The 15,295-nt window shown below is 71.3% G+C and carries 14 protein-coding genes; 5 read left to right on the top strand and 9 right to left on the bottom strand.

Translation table 11 applies throughout. From position 1 onward, the window contains the following. Positions 1-60 precede the first annotated feature (60 nt). The 3 genes from NQO67_RS13685 to NQO67_RS13675 all read right to left on the bottom strand — a co-directional run bounded on the left by NQO67_RS13685 (position 61) and on the right by NQO67_RS13675 (position 2,593). Positions 61-831 (bottom strand): ATP-binding cassette domain-containing protein, encoded by a 771-nt coding sequence (locus NQO67_RS13685; protein WP_255950391.1) that lies wholly within the window; start codon positions 829-831, stop codon positions 61-63. A gap of 104 nt (positions 832-935) precedes the next feature. Then, entirely contained in the window at positions 936-1,943 is a 1,008-nt protein-coding gene (locus NQO67_RS13680; RefSeq protein ID WP_255950181.1) for a zf-HC2 domain-containing protein, read from the bottom strand. A gap of 65 nt (positions 1,944-2,008) precedes the next feature. After that, positions 2,009-2,593, bottom strand: a complete 585-nt coding sequence (locus NQO67_RS13675) for an RNA polymerase sigma factor (RefSeq protein ID WP_255950180.1) — start codon at positions 2,591-2,593, stop codon at positions 2,009-2,011. A 156-nt stretch (positions 2,594-2,749) separates the two neighbouring features. Here NQO67_RS13675 and NQO67_RS13670 point away from each other — a divergent pair, with 156 nt between their 5' ends. Then, complete coding sequence (locus tag NQO67_RS13670; RefSeq protein WP_255950179.1) at positions 2,750-4,825, top strand: S9 family peptidase; 2,076 nt, start codon at positions 2,750-2,752, stop codon at positions 4,823-4,825. A 56-nt stretch (positions 4,826-4,881) separates the two neighbouring features. Here NQO67_RS13670 and NQO67_RS13665 read toward each other — a convergent pair whose 3' ends face one another. The 4 genes from NQO67_RS13665 to NQO67_RS13650 all read right to left on the bottom strand — a co-directional run bounded on the left by NQO67_RS13665 (position 4,882) and on the right by NQO67_RS13650 (position 9,156). Next, positions 4,882-5,964, bottom strand: coding sequence for a WD40 repeat domain-containing protein (locus tag NQO67_RS13665; RefSeq protein WP_255950177.1), 1,083 nt, complete (start codon positions 5,962-5,964; stop codon positions 4,882-4,884). A gap of 93 nt (positions 5,965-6,057) precedes the next feature. Continuing rightward, positions 6,058-6,378 (bottom strand): GYD domain-containing protein, encoded by a 321-nt coding sequence (locus tag NQO67_RS13660; RefSeq protein WP_255950175.1) that lies wholly within the window; start codon positions 6,376-6,378, stop codon positions 6,058-6,060. 149 nt (positions 6,379-6,527) lie between these two features. Continuing rightward, on the bottom strand, positions 6,528-7,904 hold the full coding sequence (locus NQO67_RS13655; protein WP_255950174.1) for a glycoside hydrolase family 43 protein: 1,377 nt from the start codon (positions 7,902-7,904) through the stop codon (positions 6,528-6,530). Between the two features lie 427 nt (positions 7,905-8,331). Continuing rightward, on the bottom strand, positions 8,332-9,156 hold the full coding sequence (locus NQO67_RS13650; protein WP_255950173.1) for a transporter substrate-binding domain-containing protein: 825 nt from the start codon (positions 9,154-9,156) through the stop codon (positions 8,332-8,334). 417 nt (positions 9,157-9,573) lie between these two features. Here NQO67_RS13650 and NQO67_RS13645 point away from each other — a divergent pair, with 417 nt between their 5' ends. The 3 genes from NQO67_RS13645 to NQO67_RS13635 all read left to right on the top strand — a co-directional run bounded on the left by NQO67_RS13645 (position 9,574) and on the right by NQO67_RS13635 (position 11,875). Further along, complete coding sequence (locus NQO67_RS13645) at positions 9,574-10,014, top strand: hypothetical protein (RefSeq protein ID WP_255950172.1); 441 nt, start codon at positions 9,574-9,576, stop codon at positions 10,012-10,014. Positions 10,015-10,555: 541 nt separating this feature from the next. Next, a complete protein-coding gene (locus NQO67_RS13640) occupies positions 10,556-10,759 on the top strand; it encodes a hypothetical protein (protein ID WP_255950171.1) in 204 nt (67 codons plus the stop codon). Positions 10,760-11,233: 474 nt separating this feature from the next. Continuing rightward, the gene (locus NQO67_RS13635; RefSeq protein ID WP_255950170.1) at positions 11,234-11,875 is read left to right on the top strand and encodes a DUF4232 domain-containing protein; all 642 of its coding nucleotides are present in this window, start codon (positions 11,234-11,236) and stop codon (positions 11,873-11,875) included. A gap of 307 nt (positions 11,876-12,182) precedes the next feature. On the opposite strand, the gene NQO67_RS13630 is transcribed toward NQO67_RS13635, so the two are convergent. Together NQO67_RS13630 and NQO67_RS13625 are read right to left on the bottom strand one after the other, a co-directional pair. Continuing rightward, positions 12,183-13,301 (bottom strand): sialidase family protein, encoded by a 1,119-nt coding sequence (locus NQO67_RS13630; protein ID WP_255950169.1) that lies wholly within the window; start codon positions 13,299-13,301, stop codon positions 12,183-12,185. 450 nt (positions 13,302-13,751) lie between these two features. Further along, the gene (locus tag NQO67_RS13625; RefSeq protein WP_255950168.1) at positions 13,752-13,880 is read right to left on the bottom strand and encodes a hypothetical protein; all 129 of its coding nucleotides are present in this window, start codon (positions 13,878-13,880) and stop codon (positions 13,752-13,754) included. Positions 13,881-14,019: 139 nt separating this feature from the next. On the opposite strand from NQO67_RS13625, the gene NQO67_RS13620 reads away from it, so the two are divergent. Next, a complete protein-coding gene (locus NQO67_RS13620; protein WP_255950166.1) occupies positions 14,020-15,237 on the top strand; it encodes an ROK family transcriptional regulator in 1,218 nt (405 codons plus the stop codon). Positions 15,238-15,295 lie beyond the last annotated feature (58 nt).

The raw sequence follows: 15,295 nt of genomic DNA, 5'->3' as shown, positions 1-15,295 counted from the left end.
ACGTAGAGGAAGAGTTCGAGGACGTCGAGGAAGAGGGCGCGGACGTCGAGTGCGGGCCGGTCATCCGCGTGCCTTTCCACTCGGCGCCGTCCCGGCACGGTGGCCGTGCAGGGCGAGCGTGTAACCCCGCTCGATGGGGTTGCCGTCCACCGCCGTGCCGTCCGCTCGCTCGCCGAGTTCGGCGAGGGATGCGGGCGTGCCCCGATAGGCCACCTGACCGGCCGACAGGAGGGTGACCTCGCTGCACGCTGCGGCCACGTCCTCCACCAGATGCGTGGAGACGATCACGGTGCTTGCGGTGCCGAGGCCCCGCAACAGCGCACGGAACTCGACCCGCTGCTCGGGGTCGAGGCCGGCGGTCGGCTCGTCGAGCAGCAGCACGGCCGGATCGTTGACGATGGCCTGCGCGATGCCGGCCCGTCGCACCATGCCCCCGGACAGCGTCCTCATCCTCGCGTCGATGCGGTCCGCGAGCCCGACCCGTGCCACGGCCCGCTCGACCGCCGCCCGTGCCCGGTCACCCGGCAGGTCCTTGAGCCAGGCCACGTACGCGACGAACTCCCGCACGGTGAAACCCGGGTAGTACCCGAACTCCTGCGGCAGATAGCCGAGCCTGCGCCGGGCCGCCGTGCGGCCCCGGTGGTGGGAAGGATCGTGACCGAGAAGTTCGACGCGGCCGCCGTCGGCGCGTGCGACCGTGGCCAGCACGCGGATCAGGGAGGTCTTGCCCGCGCCGTTCGGGCCGAGCAACCCGTGCACTCCCGGGCCGAAGACGAGGTCGACACCGTCGAGCGCAACGGTCCTGCGGTGCCGGACGGTCAATCCGGCCACCTGGACGGTGGCACCGGGCGTGCCGGTGCTGCCGGTCGCGCCGGGGGTGCCGGCGCGACCGGTGGTGCGGGTGGCGCCGGTGGAATCGAGAGGGTCGGCAGGGGTCACGGGTTCTCCAGATGGTTCCGCACGAACCCGCGGCCGGAGCCCGGGCCGAAGTCGAACGCATGGCGGCGCAGCGCCAGCAGCCCCGCGCAGAGCGCGCCGGCAGCGGCCCAACCGCCCTGCGCGGCCGCTCCCGACAGGTAGTGCGCAAGTTGCCGGGCGAGCGCGGCCGTCGGGATGATGCCGTCGCCCCCGGCGCCGGACGCGGGCACGCCGTGCGCCGAGAGCACCGGCAGCAGGACGGCGCACGTCCAGCAGGCGGCGACGATTCCGGTGGCCGTGCGGCAGCCGAGGTACGAGCCGAGCGCGAGCGCCGCCAGCACCAGGACGAGACCCGGCAGCAGCCAGGCCGCGGCACCCGGCGCGCCCGGGGGACCCGGCAGGACGGCGCCGGCGGCGGTGAGCAGCGGCAGGCTCACCCCGAGCACGGCGGCGGTCCTGGTCAGCAGCAACCGCAGTCCGCCGCCCGGCGCCGCGGCGCTGATCTCGTACATCGGGTCGGCGCCCGGCCCGTAGGAGAGCGCCACGCCCAGCAGGGGCAGCAGGGGCGCCAGCGTGAGCAGCAGCGGACGCATGCCGTCGGACCCCGCGCCGTGCGCCAGCGCCACGGCGCCGGCACACACCAGTACCAGCGCGACGATCCACGGCCCCCGCAGCGCAGGGCCGGCGGCCCAGGCGACCCGGCCGAGCCGACGGCCGACGCCCGCGAGGGACCGGCGAAAGCCCGTGCCGCCCGCTCCGATCGCCGCACCTCCCGCGCGCCGCACGCCCCCCGCAGCCGCAGGGCCGGCGGCCTTCTCGGCTCCCCTTCCGTCCTCCGCTCCCCCTGCCATGTCGCCGATGGTCGCCAGCACCGACGCGCGCGCCTCCGCCAGGTCCGCCGCCACACCGGTGGTGAGGACCGCACGCGACACCAGGGCGGCGCATCGGCTGCACGCCTCGACGTGCTTCTCCAAGGACCAGGCGGCGAGCTCCGGGAGGGACCCCGCCGCGTAACGCGCGCTCATCTCCGCGTCCACATGCCAAGCACGGGATGCGGGGCCCTCCGGCCGCGGCTCTTTCCACTTCCACGTCACAGGGCATCCCCCAACGGAAGTCCGGGCGTCGACAGTTCGGACAGCAGGGTGCGCAGTTCGCGGCGGGCCCGCAGGGCGCGGGTCTTGATCGTGCCCTCCGGTATCCCCAGCACGAGCGCGGCTTCCCGGGTGGTCAGACCGTCGATGACGGTGGCCCGCAACACCTCGCGCAGCTCCGGCGACATCCGGTCGAACGCGGTACCCACGTCCCCGTACTCGAGGCCGGCCAGCACCCGGTCCTCGGCGGACGGGGCAGCCGCCGGCGGTTCGTGCGCGACGCGTTCGTTCCGTGCCCGGGTGCGTTGCGCGTCCACGAGACGCCGCGCTGCGATCACCCAGAGCCAGCCGCCGCACGCACCGCCGCGGTGCGTCCCGGCGGAGCGCCACACGGTGACGAAGGTGTCCTGAAGGGCTTCGCGGACGGTCTCCGGGTCCCCGCAGCGACGTGCCAGCCGCGCGTGCAACCAGCCCGCGTGCCGGTCGTACAGCTCGGCGAGCGCGGCCTGGTCCCCCCGTGCCACGGCGCGCAGCAGCGCCGCGTCGTCATCTCGGTCTGCCCCTGCGGGGCGGAACAGTCTCACGCCCCCTCTATCGCTCGCGGCACGGCACACGGTTCACGCACGCCGGCGGCGATCCGAGCGCCCACTCCCACCCCGCCCCGTTCCGTCGCATTCAGTAATCCGCTGCATTCGGTAAAAGGATCGCCCGGCGCACCCGCGGGTGACAGGGTGCCGGCCATGCCCGCAGACGAACTCCCCCACCAGCTCGCCCGTACCCGACGCTTCTCGCTCGGCACCCCGAGCCGGTTCACCGTCTCACCGGACGGCGACACCGTCTTCTTCCTGCGCAGCAGGGCCGGGCAGGACCCGGTCTCGTGCCTGTGGGCGCTGGACGTGCCGACCGGGAAGGAACGGCTGCTGGCGGACCCGCGGCGGCTGACGGACCCCCAGCAGGAACCGTCCGGCGGCATCGTCGACTACGCCGCCGACGACGCCTGCACGGTACTGGCCTTCACGCTCGGCGGGCGGCTGTGGACGGTCCGGACCGCGGACGGCGAGCTGCGCCGGCTGCCCGTCGTGGAGCCGGTGGCCGATCCGCGGCCGGACCCGACCGGCGAGCGGATCGCGTATGCCGGCGGCGGCGCGCTGCGCGTGGTGGAGGCCGACGGCAGCCGTGACCGGACGCTCGCGGCGCCGGACGGGCCCGAGGTCTGCTTCGGGCGCGCCGAGCAGGTGGCGGCGGAGTCGATGGGCCGGCACCGCGGCTACTGGTGGGCGCCCGATGGCCGGCGGCTGCTGGTCGCCCGGGTGGACAGCACGCCCGTCCAGCGCTGGTACCTCAGCGATCCTTCGGATCCCGCGCGCCCTCCGTCCGCCATCCGCTATCCGGCCGCGGGCACGGCCAACGCCGACGTCAGCCTGTGGATCGCCCCGGTGGACGGTCCGCCCGGCTCGCTGATCCGGGTGGCGTGGGACACCGCGGCGTTCGAGTACCTCACCGCTGCGGGCTGGGACGGGCACGGGCCCTTCGCCGCGGTACAGAGCCGTGACCAGCGCCATGTCCAGGTGTGCGGGATCGAGCCCGGCACCGGCGCCATCACCGTCCTCGCCGAACAGCGCGACGACGCATGGGTGCAGCTCGTCCCCGGTCTGCCGGCGCGGACCGGCTCGGGCGCCCTCGTGAGCACCGCCGACCGGGAGGACACGCGCCGCCTGCTGGTGGCCGGGCGCCCCGTCACCCCGCCCGGTCTCCAGGTCGGCGCGGTCCTGGCGGTCGACGGCCACCGGGTGCTGTTCACCGCGTCCGGCGACGATCCGGCCGAGACCCACCTGTGGAGCCACGACCCGCAGCGCGGGTTGCGGCGGCTCAGCGGTGAGCCGGGCGTGCACGGCGGCACGTGCCGGGGCGGCACCACCGTCGTGACGACCCGCTCCGCGAACCGCCACGGCGTCCGCACGACCGTCCACGTCGACCGGGGCGAGCCGCAGCCACGCACGCGCACCGCGGAGATCGTCTCCCACGCCGAGCTCCCGGTGCTGGAACCCCGGCCTGAGCTCCTCCGCCTGGGTCCCCGTGCCGTGCGGGCCGCGCTCTTCCTGCCGTCCTGGCACCGCCCCGACGACGGGCCGTTGCCGGTGCTCGTGGACTCCTACGGCGGGCCGGCGCTGCGGAAGGTGAACGCGGCGCGCACGTGGTCGACGTACGTCTCCCAGTGGTTCGCCGAGCAGGGCTTCGCCGTGCTCGCGGTGGACGGGCGCGGCACTCCCGGCCGCGGGCCCGCCTGGGAGAGGGCGATCCACCTCGACATCGCGGGACCCGTACTGGAGGACCAGGTGCAGGGTCTGACGGAGGCCGCAGCGCTACGGCCCCAACTGGACCTGACCCGGGTGGCCGTCCGGGGCTGGTCCTTCGGCGGGTTCCTCGCCGCCCTGGCGGTCCTGCGCCGCCCGGACGTCTTCCACGCCGCGATCGCCGGGGCGCCGGTGACCGACCAGCGGCTGTACGACACGCACTGGCGGGAGCGCCACCTGGGCCACCCCGACCGGTACCCGCAGGCCTACGACCGCTGCTCACCGGTCCTGGAGGCCGCCACGCTGAGCCGGCCGCTCCTGCTGGTGCACGGACTCGCCGACGACAACGTGATCCCGGCGCACACCCTGCGTTTCTCCGCCGCGCTCCTGGCGGCCGGCCGCCCCCACGAGGTCCTCCCGCTGCCCCGGACCGCCCACACGCCCTCGGACCCGACGGTGGCGGCCAACCTCCTCACGCACGAACGGGACTTCCTTCGTCGTGCGCTGCGGCTGCCCGGGTGAGGCGCGCGGGCAGGGGCAGGTGAACGCGGGCCGGGGGGCGCGGCGGGGCGGGAGGCCTACGGGCAGCCGGTGGTCGGGTCCCACATCCGGACGGTCCCGTCATCGCCGGTGCTGGCGAGCCAGGCACCGTCCGGGCTGATGGCCACCGCCGCCACCGAGCCGGTGTGGCCGTGCAGCGCGCGGCGCTCCTCGCCGGTGGCCGCGTCCCAGATCCGCACGGTCGCGTCCTCGCCGGCGGTGGCGACCCAGCTGCCGTCCGGGCTGACCACCACGTCCGTCGCACAGCCGGTATGGCCCGTCAGGGCCCGGAGTTCCGCGCCGCCGGCCACGTCCCAGATCCGCACCGCCGTGCCGTATCCGAGGGTGGCGAACCAGGCGCCGTCCGGACTCACCGCCACCGCCGCCACCTGGGTGGTGGGCCCGTGCAGGGTGCGGCGCTCTCCCGTGGCCACGTCCCAGATCCGTCGCGTCTTGTCGTCGCCGGCGGAGACGAGCCAGGTGCCGTCCGGACCGACCGCCACGCAGTAGACCGAGTCGGTGTGACCGTGCAGGATGCGGCGGGTCTCCCCGGTGACCGCGTCCCAGACCCGCACCGTCTCGTCGATCCCGGCGGAGGCGAGCCAACTGCCGTCCGGGCTCACCGCCACCGCCGTCACCCGGCCCACGTGGCCGGTCAGGGCACGGCGCTCCGCGCCGCCGGCCGGGTCCCAGATCCGCACCGTCCCGTCGACCCCGGCGGAGGCGAGCCAACCGCCGTCGGGACTCACCGCCACCGACGTCACCTTCCCGCGGTGTCCGGTGAGGGTGTGACGCTCCTCGCCGCTGGCCGCGTCCCAGACCCGCACGGTCGCGTCCTCGCCGGCGGTGGCGAGCCAGCTGCCGTCCGGGCCGAACACCACCGCCGTCACCCGCGCGGTGTGGCCGGTCAGGGTGCGTCGCAGGGCGGGATGCGGCGGATGGGTCGACGGCGCCTGCTCAACGGTGGCGGCGCGTGCACCGGCTCGCTCCCTCGGGACCGGGCCCCGCGCGTCGCGCCCGGAGGTCGCACGGCGGGAGGCGGCGACGGCCATCAGGCCCACGAGTCCCCCGACCACACCGGCCACCGGACCGCCCGCGCTCCACCCGAACAGCACACTCACGACAGCAGCGCCCCCGCCCCTCCCCATCGCCGAGCCACGTGGCTCCCGGTCCACCCTGGCACGAGTGCGGCCCGGGCGTGGCCGGGACGGCCGCTACGCGCCGGGAGGGCGGAAGGGGACCTGACGGCGGGCGGCCTCGTCGATCTCATCAGGGGTGAGGAGCGGCGTGGCCCGGCTGTGGATCGCGCCGCTGGCCTTGACGGTGAGGCTGACCGCGGCCATGGACACCGAGTCGGGGAAGTCCAGGATGGACACGAGATCGTCCTCCCCGAAGGTGAAGTACATGGCCTCGACGGTCCCGCCGAGTTCGGCGACGACGCGGTCGACGGCCGCGCGGCGGCCACTCGCGCCTTCCTTCAGCAGCCCCTCCGCGCCCTCGGCGGTGTAGCTGGCCTGGATGAGGAACTTCGGCATAGGGGTGCTCCCTGCCCGTGATGTGTCCGGCGTTCCGGTATGCAGATGGCCCTTCCCGCCGCCGCGCCGACCGCCACGCGTCACGCGGCCGAATCACCCGTTGGAAGCCGCATTCCTGCACTGCCGGCCGGCGCCTCGATGCCGGCGCCTCAGTAGCCGACGTGGAACGTCGCGTCCTGCTGCTCGGTGGCCGTGGAGATCGGGTCGATGCGCAGCACGTAGTCGTAGTGGCGGATGTAGCGGGTCGGGTTGTTGTACGAGCGGAAGGACGCCCAGGACGAGTCGGCCAGGCCGGACGTGCGGTAGAAGGTGGCGTCCGCTGCGAACGTCGAGGTGCCGTCGTTGACGTCGAGTTGCAGCTGGTAGTCGTAGTGCCGCAGGTAGCGGGTCGGGTAGTTGACGGACTGGAAGGAGACCCCGGAGCCGTCGGCGAGACCGGGGACCAGCTTCCACAGCGAGTCCAGGTAGGGCTCGATGGGGTACGTGTCGATCTGGCCGACGTAGTCGGAATGGCGCACGTAGCGGTCCGGGAAGTTGTGGGACTTGAGCCGGTTCCAGGTCGGGGCGCCCCACTTCGCGATCAGGTTGTCGTACTCGGTCGTGGTGATCGTCGCGATGCCGCAGTGCTTGGAGTTGACCGGCTGGGTGTACGTCTTCTGGTCGAGGGCCGTCCAGCTGCCGGAGGCGAGGTTGCTGCTCTGCCAGGCGTAGAAGACGCCGTTCGGGGTGTAGGTGTCGCCCCACAGGTACCAGGTGCTCGAGGTCAGTGACTTGTAGACGGTCGGGGCCTCGGTGCCGCCGTGCGAGACGCTGCCGCTGAACTCGGTGAAGCTGCCCGGGTCGAGGGAAGTGGAGCGGGCGGCCACGAGCCCGCCGCTCTTCTTGAAGAACAGGTAGTTGTAGCCGTTGACGCCGACGGCCATGTCGCCGTCGATGACCTCGTAGCCAGGGTCGAAGAAGACCTGCGGGGACGAAGCCGTGACGAAGTCGGTGGTGTGGTTGACCATGATCACGTTGTGGCCGCTGCTGTTGACCGAGGAGTAGATGACCGCGTACTGGCCTCTGCCCGCGTCCCAGAAGGCCTCCGGCGCCCAGCTGTGGGTGGTCATGTCGTGCAGCTTCATGCGCCGGTAGCCGGTGAGGGAGCGCAGGTCGGTGGAGTCCCAGACGTGGATGTACTGGCTGTTGTAACTCCAGTCGGTGCCCTTGAGGTCGGTGGCGAGCACGACGAAGGTCCCGTCCCGCTTGCGCAGGATGAACGGGTCGCGCAGCCCGCCGGCGCCCGCGGTGGGGGTGGCCACGGGGTTGTTCTGGTTGAGCGGCGTCCAGTTGAGCGAGTCCGTGCTCACGGCGAGGTGCAGGCCGTAGTTGGTGCCGTCGCCGAGGTTGGTCGACTCGGTGAAATAGCACATCACGTACGCCGCATCGGCGGCGCGGGCGGTGCCGGCACCCATTGAGAGGGCCAGCGGCACGGCGGCGGTCACACCGAGGAGGCTGCGACGGGACAGGTGGGGGCGTGCACTCATCCTGGTCTCCGAGGTGGCGTGGGGACGGAAGGGAAAGGGCCAGTGGAGTGGAGCGGGCGGAGCAGGCGGAGCGGGCGGAGCGGGGCGAAGGGCCGCATGGGCGCGCGGGGGTGACGGCGAGGAGGTGGCGGGCGGTCCGTCACGGCGGACTTCGAAATCTCGAACAAAGTTCGGAATATCGGTCAGACGATAGAGCGCTCCCCGTTCACGCGTCAATGGGTCTGCTCCGGCCGGCTGTTGAGGGCATGAGGGGCACGAGGGGCATGAGGGGCATGAGGCGGTCGCCTGCCAGACCACGGCCCCCAGCGTGCTGCGTGGCCCCGGGCGGCTGCGCGTCCTACCTGCCGACGGCGTGACAGTGCTGACATCGCGGGTCGGCCGCCGCCCGGAGCCCGGAGGTGCCAGAGGTGCCGGAGGTGCCGGAGGGTCAGCCGAGCCAGTCCGCGGCGTACCCGTCGTAGGTGCCGTCGTGGGTGGCCAGGTGGACCCACTGGTCGACGTACTCCTGGAACTCCTCGTCGCCCCGCGGCAGGAGGTACGCCTTCTCGGCGAAGGTGAAGGGCTTGTCGGGGTTGATCGCGCAGAGTTCCGGGTGGAGCTTGGACTGGTACCTGGTCTCGCTGCCGTCCGTGATCATCACATCGGCGCGGCCTGCGACGATCTCGTCGAAGATCGTGGTGTTGTCGGCGTGCGTGATGACGGTGGCCTGGTGGATGTTGGCCTTGGCGAACGCCTCGTTGGTGCCCCCGGGGTTGACGATCACTCGGACACCCGGCCGGTCGATCTCCTCCAGGGACTGGTACTTGTCCTTGTCCTCGCAGCGCGCGATCGCGGACTTGCCGTCGACGAGGTAGGGCGTGCTGAAGTACGCCTTCCGCGCCCTGGCCAGCGTCACGGAGACGCCGCCCATGCCGATGTCGCACTTGCCCGCGGTCAGGTCGTCCATGAGCTCCGCCCAGGTGGTGGCCACGAACCGCGGCTTCGCCCCCAGGTCCGTCGCCAGGTTCTTCGCCATGTCGATGTCGATGCCGGTGTACGACTTCGTGGCGGGGTCCAGGTAGCTGAACGGCCGGTAGTCACCCGTGGTGCACACCCGCAGCACTCCCCGCTCGGGCACCGTGTCCAGGAGCGTGGTGGAACGGTGCCGGCTGGACGGGTTCGGGGCGGTACCGGCCTGCGTGGCGTAGGCCGTTCCCCCGATGACGGTGGCAAGCGCGAGGGCGAGAGCGGTCAGCGTGATTCTGCGGCGCATGGCTTCACATCTCTGTCCGGGGACAAGTGGGGCGCGTCCCCGGAACGAGCCGTACCGAGGGAGGCGTGACAAGTGGATGGAGGTTACATCGTTCGGAGCTGAAGAAGCCGCCCGCGGTAACCCTTGGACTGCGGCTTCCCGGTGCGGTGGGGATAACCCCCGGAGGAATCCGCGGGCTTGCAGGCGGGCCATGGCCGTGCCGTGCCTGGACCATGGGAAGGGCTGATCGCACCCGGTTCCCAGGCACGAATCGAGGCCATGATGTCGCGCCCGTCCCAACGAATTTCTTCCCCCAGCCACGCTCGTGCCCCGGCCGAGGCACGCGTGGCGCCCGATGCCCAGGCACCGCCCGCACCACCCGATGGCCACGCACCGCCCGCGCCGCCCGCGCCGGTCCGCATCGCCTGCGCGCTATGGGTGACGGCTGTCGCCGCCGGCGTGTTCGAGGCGGCCCTGGCCGTGGGGAGGTACCTGGCCGGCGGTTCGGACTCCGCGGCTGAGATCGCGGTGGGCCTCGCAGTGCGGCTGCCCGTCTTCACCGCCGCGCTCCTGGTCGCGCTCCACATGCGCCGCGGCCACGGCTGGGCCCGGACCGTCCTGACGCTCGGCCTCGGTGTGGTGGGTACGGCATCAATGGTGATCGAGCCGATCCAGGCGCTGGCGCAGGGCCGCACCCTTGGAACGGAGCTGGCGGAGGCCGGAGCGATGGATCTCCTCTTCGGGGCCAGCCGGGCGACACACGTAGCGGCGGTGCTCTCCGCGGTGGTGCTGATGTTCCTCCCCGCAGCCAACGACTACTTCATACGCTGTCGTGCCGACCGCGCGCCCGGTAGTCGCGCACCGGGTAATGCCAGGTAATACACCAGGTAATACACCAGGTAATGCCAGGCAATAACGGGCAGGCACGCTCGCACCGCTCGCGCATCCGCCGCTCCCGCGTGTAACACAAAGCCATGCTCCAGCAGGTTCCGCAGCGCGCGCCGGCATTGCGCTCGTCCAAGACCTCACGTCGTCCATCACGACAACGATTGGCTCCTCGGTAGGACGCTCGTGTGTGGACATCGTCGGGGAGGACCCTTAACACAGACCCAATATGAGTGTCAGCTCAATCCGTTGATCCGCGCTAGGGGTGACCCTTGCTGATAACGTACGAGTAGCAGGTCCATTCCGGTGCGAGCCGACATGTCGCATGGGAACTGGATGATCCGTGAACCACGACCCGGACTCCTGCCTCCGCCATCCGTCTGTGGCACCCACTGGGCACGCCACCTGACAACTCCCTCTTGCAGGACCCTGAGTTTTACTGTCGGCGTGGATCTCAGTTCTGACCGTTTTAAGTTACGGTCGAGCTGAGTGGATTCACCCGAGTTCGACCGCCAATCCAGAAGGTGTCGACCGGGTGGATTCTCAGATCATTCTCTCTTTGCTGGCCACTTCCGGCGTGGTAACCATCCTGCTGTTTGTCATACGGGGACTACTTGACCAGCTCCCGGATGTGATTGCGGCATGGCGGCGCGTGAAGAAGGCCTATAGGGCGGATGCGTCGCCAGCAGACGAAGGTCGGGACGTGGAGGGCAGCGGGGCGGACATGCGCGAGCAGTGAGCACACGATCAGTTGAGCAGGTCGGAACGCGAATCTCCTTAGAGGCTGCCCTCAGTCCCGGCCGGCCCCTGCTGGCAGGCTTCTGGGGCCCAGGTGGAGCGCCCCGCTGGACGAGCCACCACCCGAATTACGACCGGGACGGGGCGGACGCCACGACGCTGTGCGCCGGTGAGACGGTGACCTCTCCGACGAGCTGGGAACCGAGTCAGGTCGTCGTCTTCGCGGCACACGGCTCTTGCGCTCGCCCCGTTCCTGCTCGCCACGGTGACCGGTATCGGCGACCTGCGGGCGCTGCGGCGCGAGGTCTGATGACCGCCTGCATTCGTCGAGTTTCGAATGTCGCGGTCGGACCATCGCTCTGTCACGGGACTGTCCTCGTCCACCTCGGGTGCTAACGCGTCCCACCACGGGCTCCTCTGTCAGCGCACAAGGGCCCGCACCGGGCGGGCCGGAACCCGAGCCACGGAGAACCCCATGCGCCGCAACAAGAAGCTCTCGATCGTCGCCCTCGTAGCCCTCGCCGCCGGTCTGTCCCTGACAGCCTGCAACCCCGACGACACCAACGCCTCCGGCACCACGCCCACGTCGAGCGCCTCCGTGCCGGCGGGCCAGAAGGGCTCCGCTTCCTCCGACGCCGGCTCGCCCACCGCCGGCAGCCCGGCCGCCAAGAACGACGACAACGTCACGAACCCGGAGGACGGCGGCGGTTCCTCCGGCGCCCAGGACGCCACCTGCCGCACGGACGACCTGAACATGTACGCCGCCGTCTCACCCGAGGCGAAGGGCAGGACCGATGTCCAGATCTCCAACGACGGCAAGCAGACCTGCACCATGAAGGGCTTCCCCGAGGTCGACCTCGGCAACACCGACGACGTCATCCTGCACACCCAGGCCGCCGACGAACCCGCCGGCCTCGTCACCCTCAAGCCCGGTGACATGGCCGTCTTCCACCTCTCCTACCCCGCGCACGCCGCACCCGGCAGCGATCTCACCGAGTTCGACGAGCTCGTCGTCACCACCCCCGGCGAGAAGTACTCCCAGACCATCACCGACATCGACGGCGGCCCCATCGCCCTCCCCCAGGACACCCACGTCACCGTCTCGGCCGTCGACTGACGCCACCGACCACAGGCACCCCGGGCCGAAGGCGCAACAGTGCCTTTCACCCAGCAGCTTCTTGAGATGGTTGAGGAAGCGCATCGAGGCAGGCCCGGGATGGGGGCAGCCTGGCTGGAGTCGCCGGCGCGCAGACGCACGCTTCCCACGTGAGCAACGCTACGCCGGGCACGTTCTCCCAGCTCACACGCGGCAAGCATGCCAAGCGCGGCACGCCCGGCAATCGCACGCGGGAGCGCGGTAGGCGCCGCGGGAGCGGGCATGCACCGCCTGGATCCGTGATCGATCGAACGAGGCCGGTTCGCCGTCAGTCCAGCTGTATGACGCCGGCCTGGATCGGAGCCTGTTCGTCGTAGGGTGCGCCGGTCACGACGAAGACGAGGCCTGGTTGGCGCCACGATCCCGGGCCTGCCAACGGGATGGCAAACCGGCTGTAGCCCCGTGGCATCGCCGAAGACAACCGCGTCCACTTGTCGGGATCACCGAGGGCCCGGTTGACGAAGAAGTCCTGGTCGCTGTTGGCGCTCACGACGATGGTGCCCTGGGGGCCACCGGAATCCGACCACGCCACGGTCGGGGCGGCCGACGGGGCGTACCCGTCCTGGTCGATGAGCTCCTGCGCCGGGGACGGGCCGAACGACTCCGGATCCCGGGCGAGCTTGTAGCGCACGGGGTAGTAGGTGTCCGAGACACCGAACTCGTAGGTCATGATCCAGAGACTGCGATGCACTTGCGCGACGGTGGTCATGCCCGGTCGCTGGCTGTACTCCGCGCCCACGGCATCGTCGACGACCGGCCCCCAGTGCCGCAGGTCCGTACTGGTCTGATGCGCCAGCTTCTGCCCGTAACTCGGGTCTCGCTGGTCAGAGTAGTAGCAGACGAGCCGGTCACGGTGCAGCAGCAGGAACGGCTCCCACACGGGCGTGTAGCCGTTCTCCGCCCTGGGCGGGCCCCCCTCCGCCACCGTGCTCAGGTACTGCCAGGTCAGGCCACGGTCGACGCTCGCGTACAGCACGATCCGGGTGCTCGAAGAATCCAGCGAGTTGCCGGCGCACAACACCGCGCCCTTCGGGAGACCGGCGAAGGCGCGCGGCAACTCGTACAGGAACGGCTGCAACCAGATCCTTCCGGGCTCCCCGTTGTCGGGCACATTGCCGCGCTGAAGCCAGGTACGGCCGCCGTCGTCGCTCCGGAAGATCGGGAACCCACCCGGATTCCCGGAGTCGAACTGCTGGAATGTCGCCAGCAGAGTCCGCGACCCGCCCGGTCCCAGCTCGCTGAGCCGCACGGCTCGCGCGTACGCCGCACCGGACCCCGGGTCGGCCACGGTGACCGGACCGAAAGGAACCTCGCCCCGCGACGTGCCGGAGTTCGTCGGCGCCGCAAAGGCCGATCCCGCGTTGCCCAGGGACAGCGCCGCGACCACGGCTCCCCCCGTCCCGAGCAACGTCCGGCGCGTCAGGCGCGCAGCCCGGCCAGCCGCACCATCCACCTGCCGTCCACCGGTGGATGCGATCCACCGCGAGTCACGACCATTTCGCATGGTTCACCTTCGCTCTACTTAGATCGGCGGCCGGGGACATTACGCGCAACTTTGCCGCCAAGTCAACGGGACTACTCCCCAACGGGAGTTCTTTAGGCAAAAGTTGAAAGAAGACCACTCACGGGGTGACGTCAAGCCTCGTGCTTGTGCGGGTCTTTGACGTGATGGACAGCTCGGCAGGTCTTTGACGTGAAGGACAGCCCGCTGTCGGCGTTCGCCTGGCGCTACGCCAGGCTCGCGGTCCACGTCCACCGCCGCCGGCCGACCGGCAGGCACGCAGGCACGCAGGCACGCAGGCACGCAGGCACGCAGGCACGAGCATCGCGCGAGCGTCTACGCCGTGACCAGACTGGAAGCCCACCGGACGAGGACGTGGACGAGGACGTGGACGAGGACCAGCACCAGCACCAGCACCAGCACCAGCACCGCGGACTTCCGCCACATCAGAGCGGGCTCCACCACGTCAGAGACGCCACTTCACCGAGGACGCCTCCGCCGCCCACGCGGGGCAGCACCAGGGCCATGCCCCCTCCGCCACCCCGCCTTCCGCGTGCTGCCGTGTCGATCTCAACGGCATCGGCGTTGAACTAACCTTCTCCCCGTGAACCAGCCAGTTGGCGTGCCGCCTCCACCGCCGTCGCTCGGTGTGCGCGACCTCAACCGGCTGCGAGTGATCGAGTCGATCTACCTCCATCCAGGCTGTAGCCGGACCGACATCGCCCGACGCACCGGACTGTCGCGCGGCACCGTGTCCAGCGTGGCCGAGGAGCTCGATCGCGCCGAGCTGATCCGCGAGCACGAGGCTCCCGACGAGGAGCAACGCCGCCGCGGCACCGGGCGACGGCCCACGCTGCTCTCCCTCGTGCCGGCCGCGGCATTCGCGATAGGCATCGATATCGGCCACCAGCACGTGCGCGTGATCATCTGTGATCTCGCTGGCGAACCGGTTGCCGAACAGTGGTCTCCGGCACAGGTCGACGAGGCGTCGTCGGCAACTCTGGACCTCGCACACGACCTGGTTCGACGGGCGTTGCGGGACGCGGCTGTCGCCCCGCAACGGGTGCTCGGCGCCGGCATCGGGGTGGCCGCACCGATCGACCCGGGTACCGGCGAGATCAGGGCGGACGGAATTCTCCCGGGTTGGCAGGGCGTCGTCCCGGCGACCGAGATGCGCAAGCGTCTCGGCGTGGCCGTACAACTGGCCAACGATGCCGACGTCGGCGCCCTCGGCGAGAACGTCTTCGGCGCTGGTCAGGGCGTCAACGACATGATCTACATCCGGCTCTCGGCCGGTGTGGGCGCGGGACTCATCCTCGCCGGTCAGCCCTACCGCGGCGCCCGCGGCATTGCCGGTGAGATCGGCCACGTCTGTGTCAAGCCCGACGGCCTGATCTGCCAGTGCGGCAACCGAGGCTGCCTGGAGACGGTTGCGAGCCCCGTCGCGGTGGCGCGGCAGCTCGAGCATGTCGTCGATCGGCCGGCCGGCGACCAGTTGCTCAGCCTGATCGCGGCCGGCGACCGGCGAGCCCTTCGGGCCGTGGCCGACGCCGGTGAGGCTGTCGGGCTGGCCCTGTCCACGGTCGTGAACGTCCTCAACCCCGAACTGGTCGTCGTCGGCGGTGAGCTGGCTGCGGCGGGCGAGGTGCTGCTGGACCCGATCCGCGCCACCATCCACCGGCACAGTCTCGCGGGCGCGGCCACCACGGCAAAGGTCATCACCGGAGTACTCGGCGACCGCGCCGAGGTCCTGGGCGCCGCGGCGCTGATCCTGGCCCGGTCCCCCGCCGCACTCGCCGAACGCATGCGCACGCCCTCCTAGACGGATCCGTTAGACGGATCTGTTAGACGGATCTGTCCGAAGGCCTGCGGGCTACGGA

The organism is Streptomyces odontomachi, assembly GCF_024435355.1.
Taxonomy (GTDB): domain Bacteria; phylum Actinomycetota; class Actinomycetes; order Streptomycetales; family Streptomycetaceae; genus Streptomyces; species Streptomyces odontomachi.
This window is presented reverse-complemented; position numbering and strand designations above follow the sequence as displayed.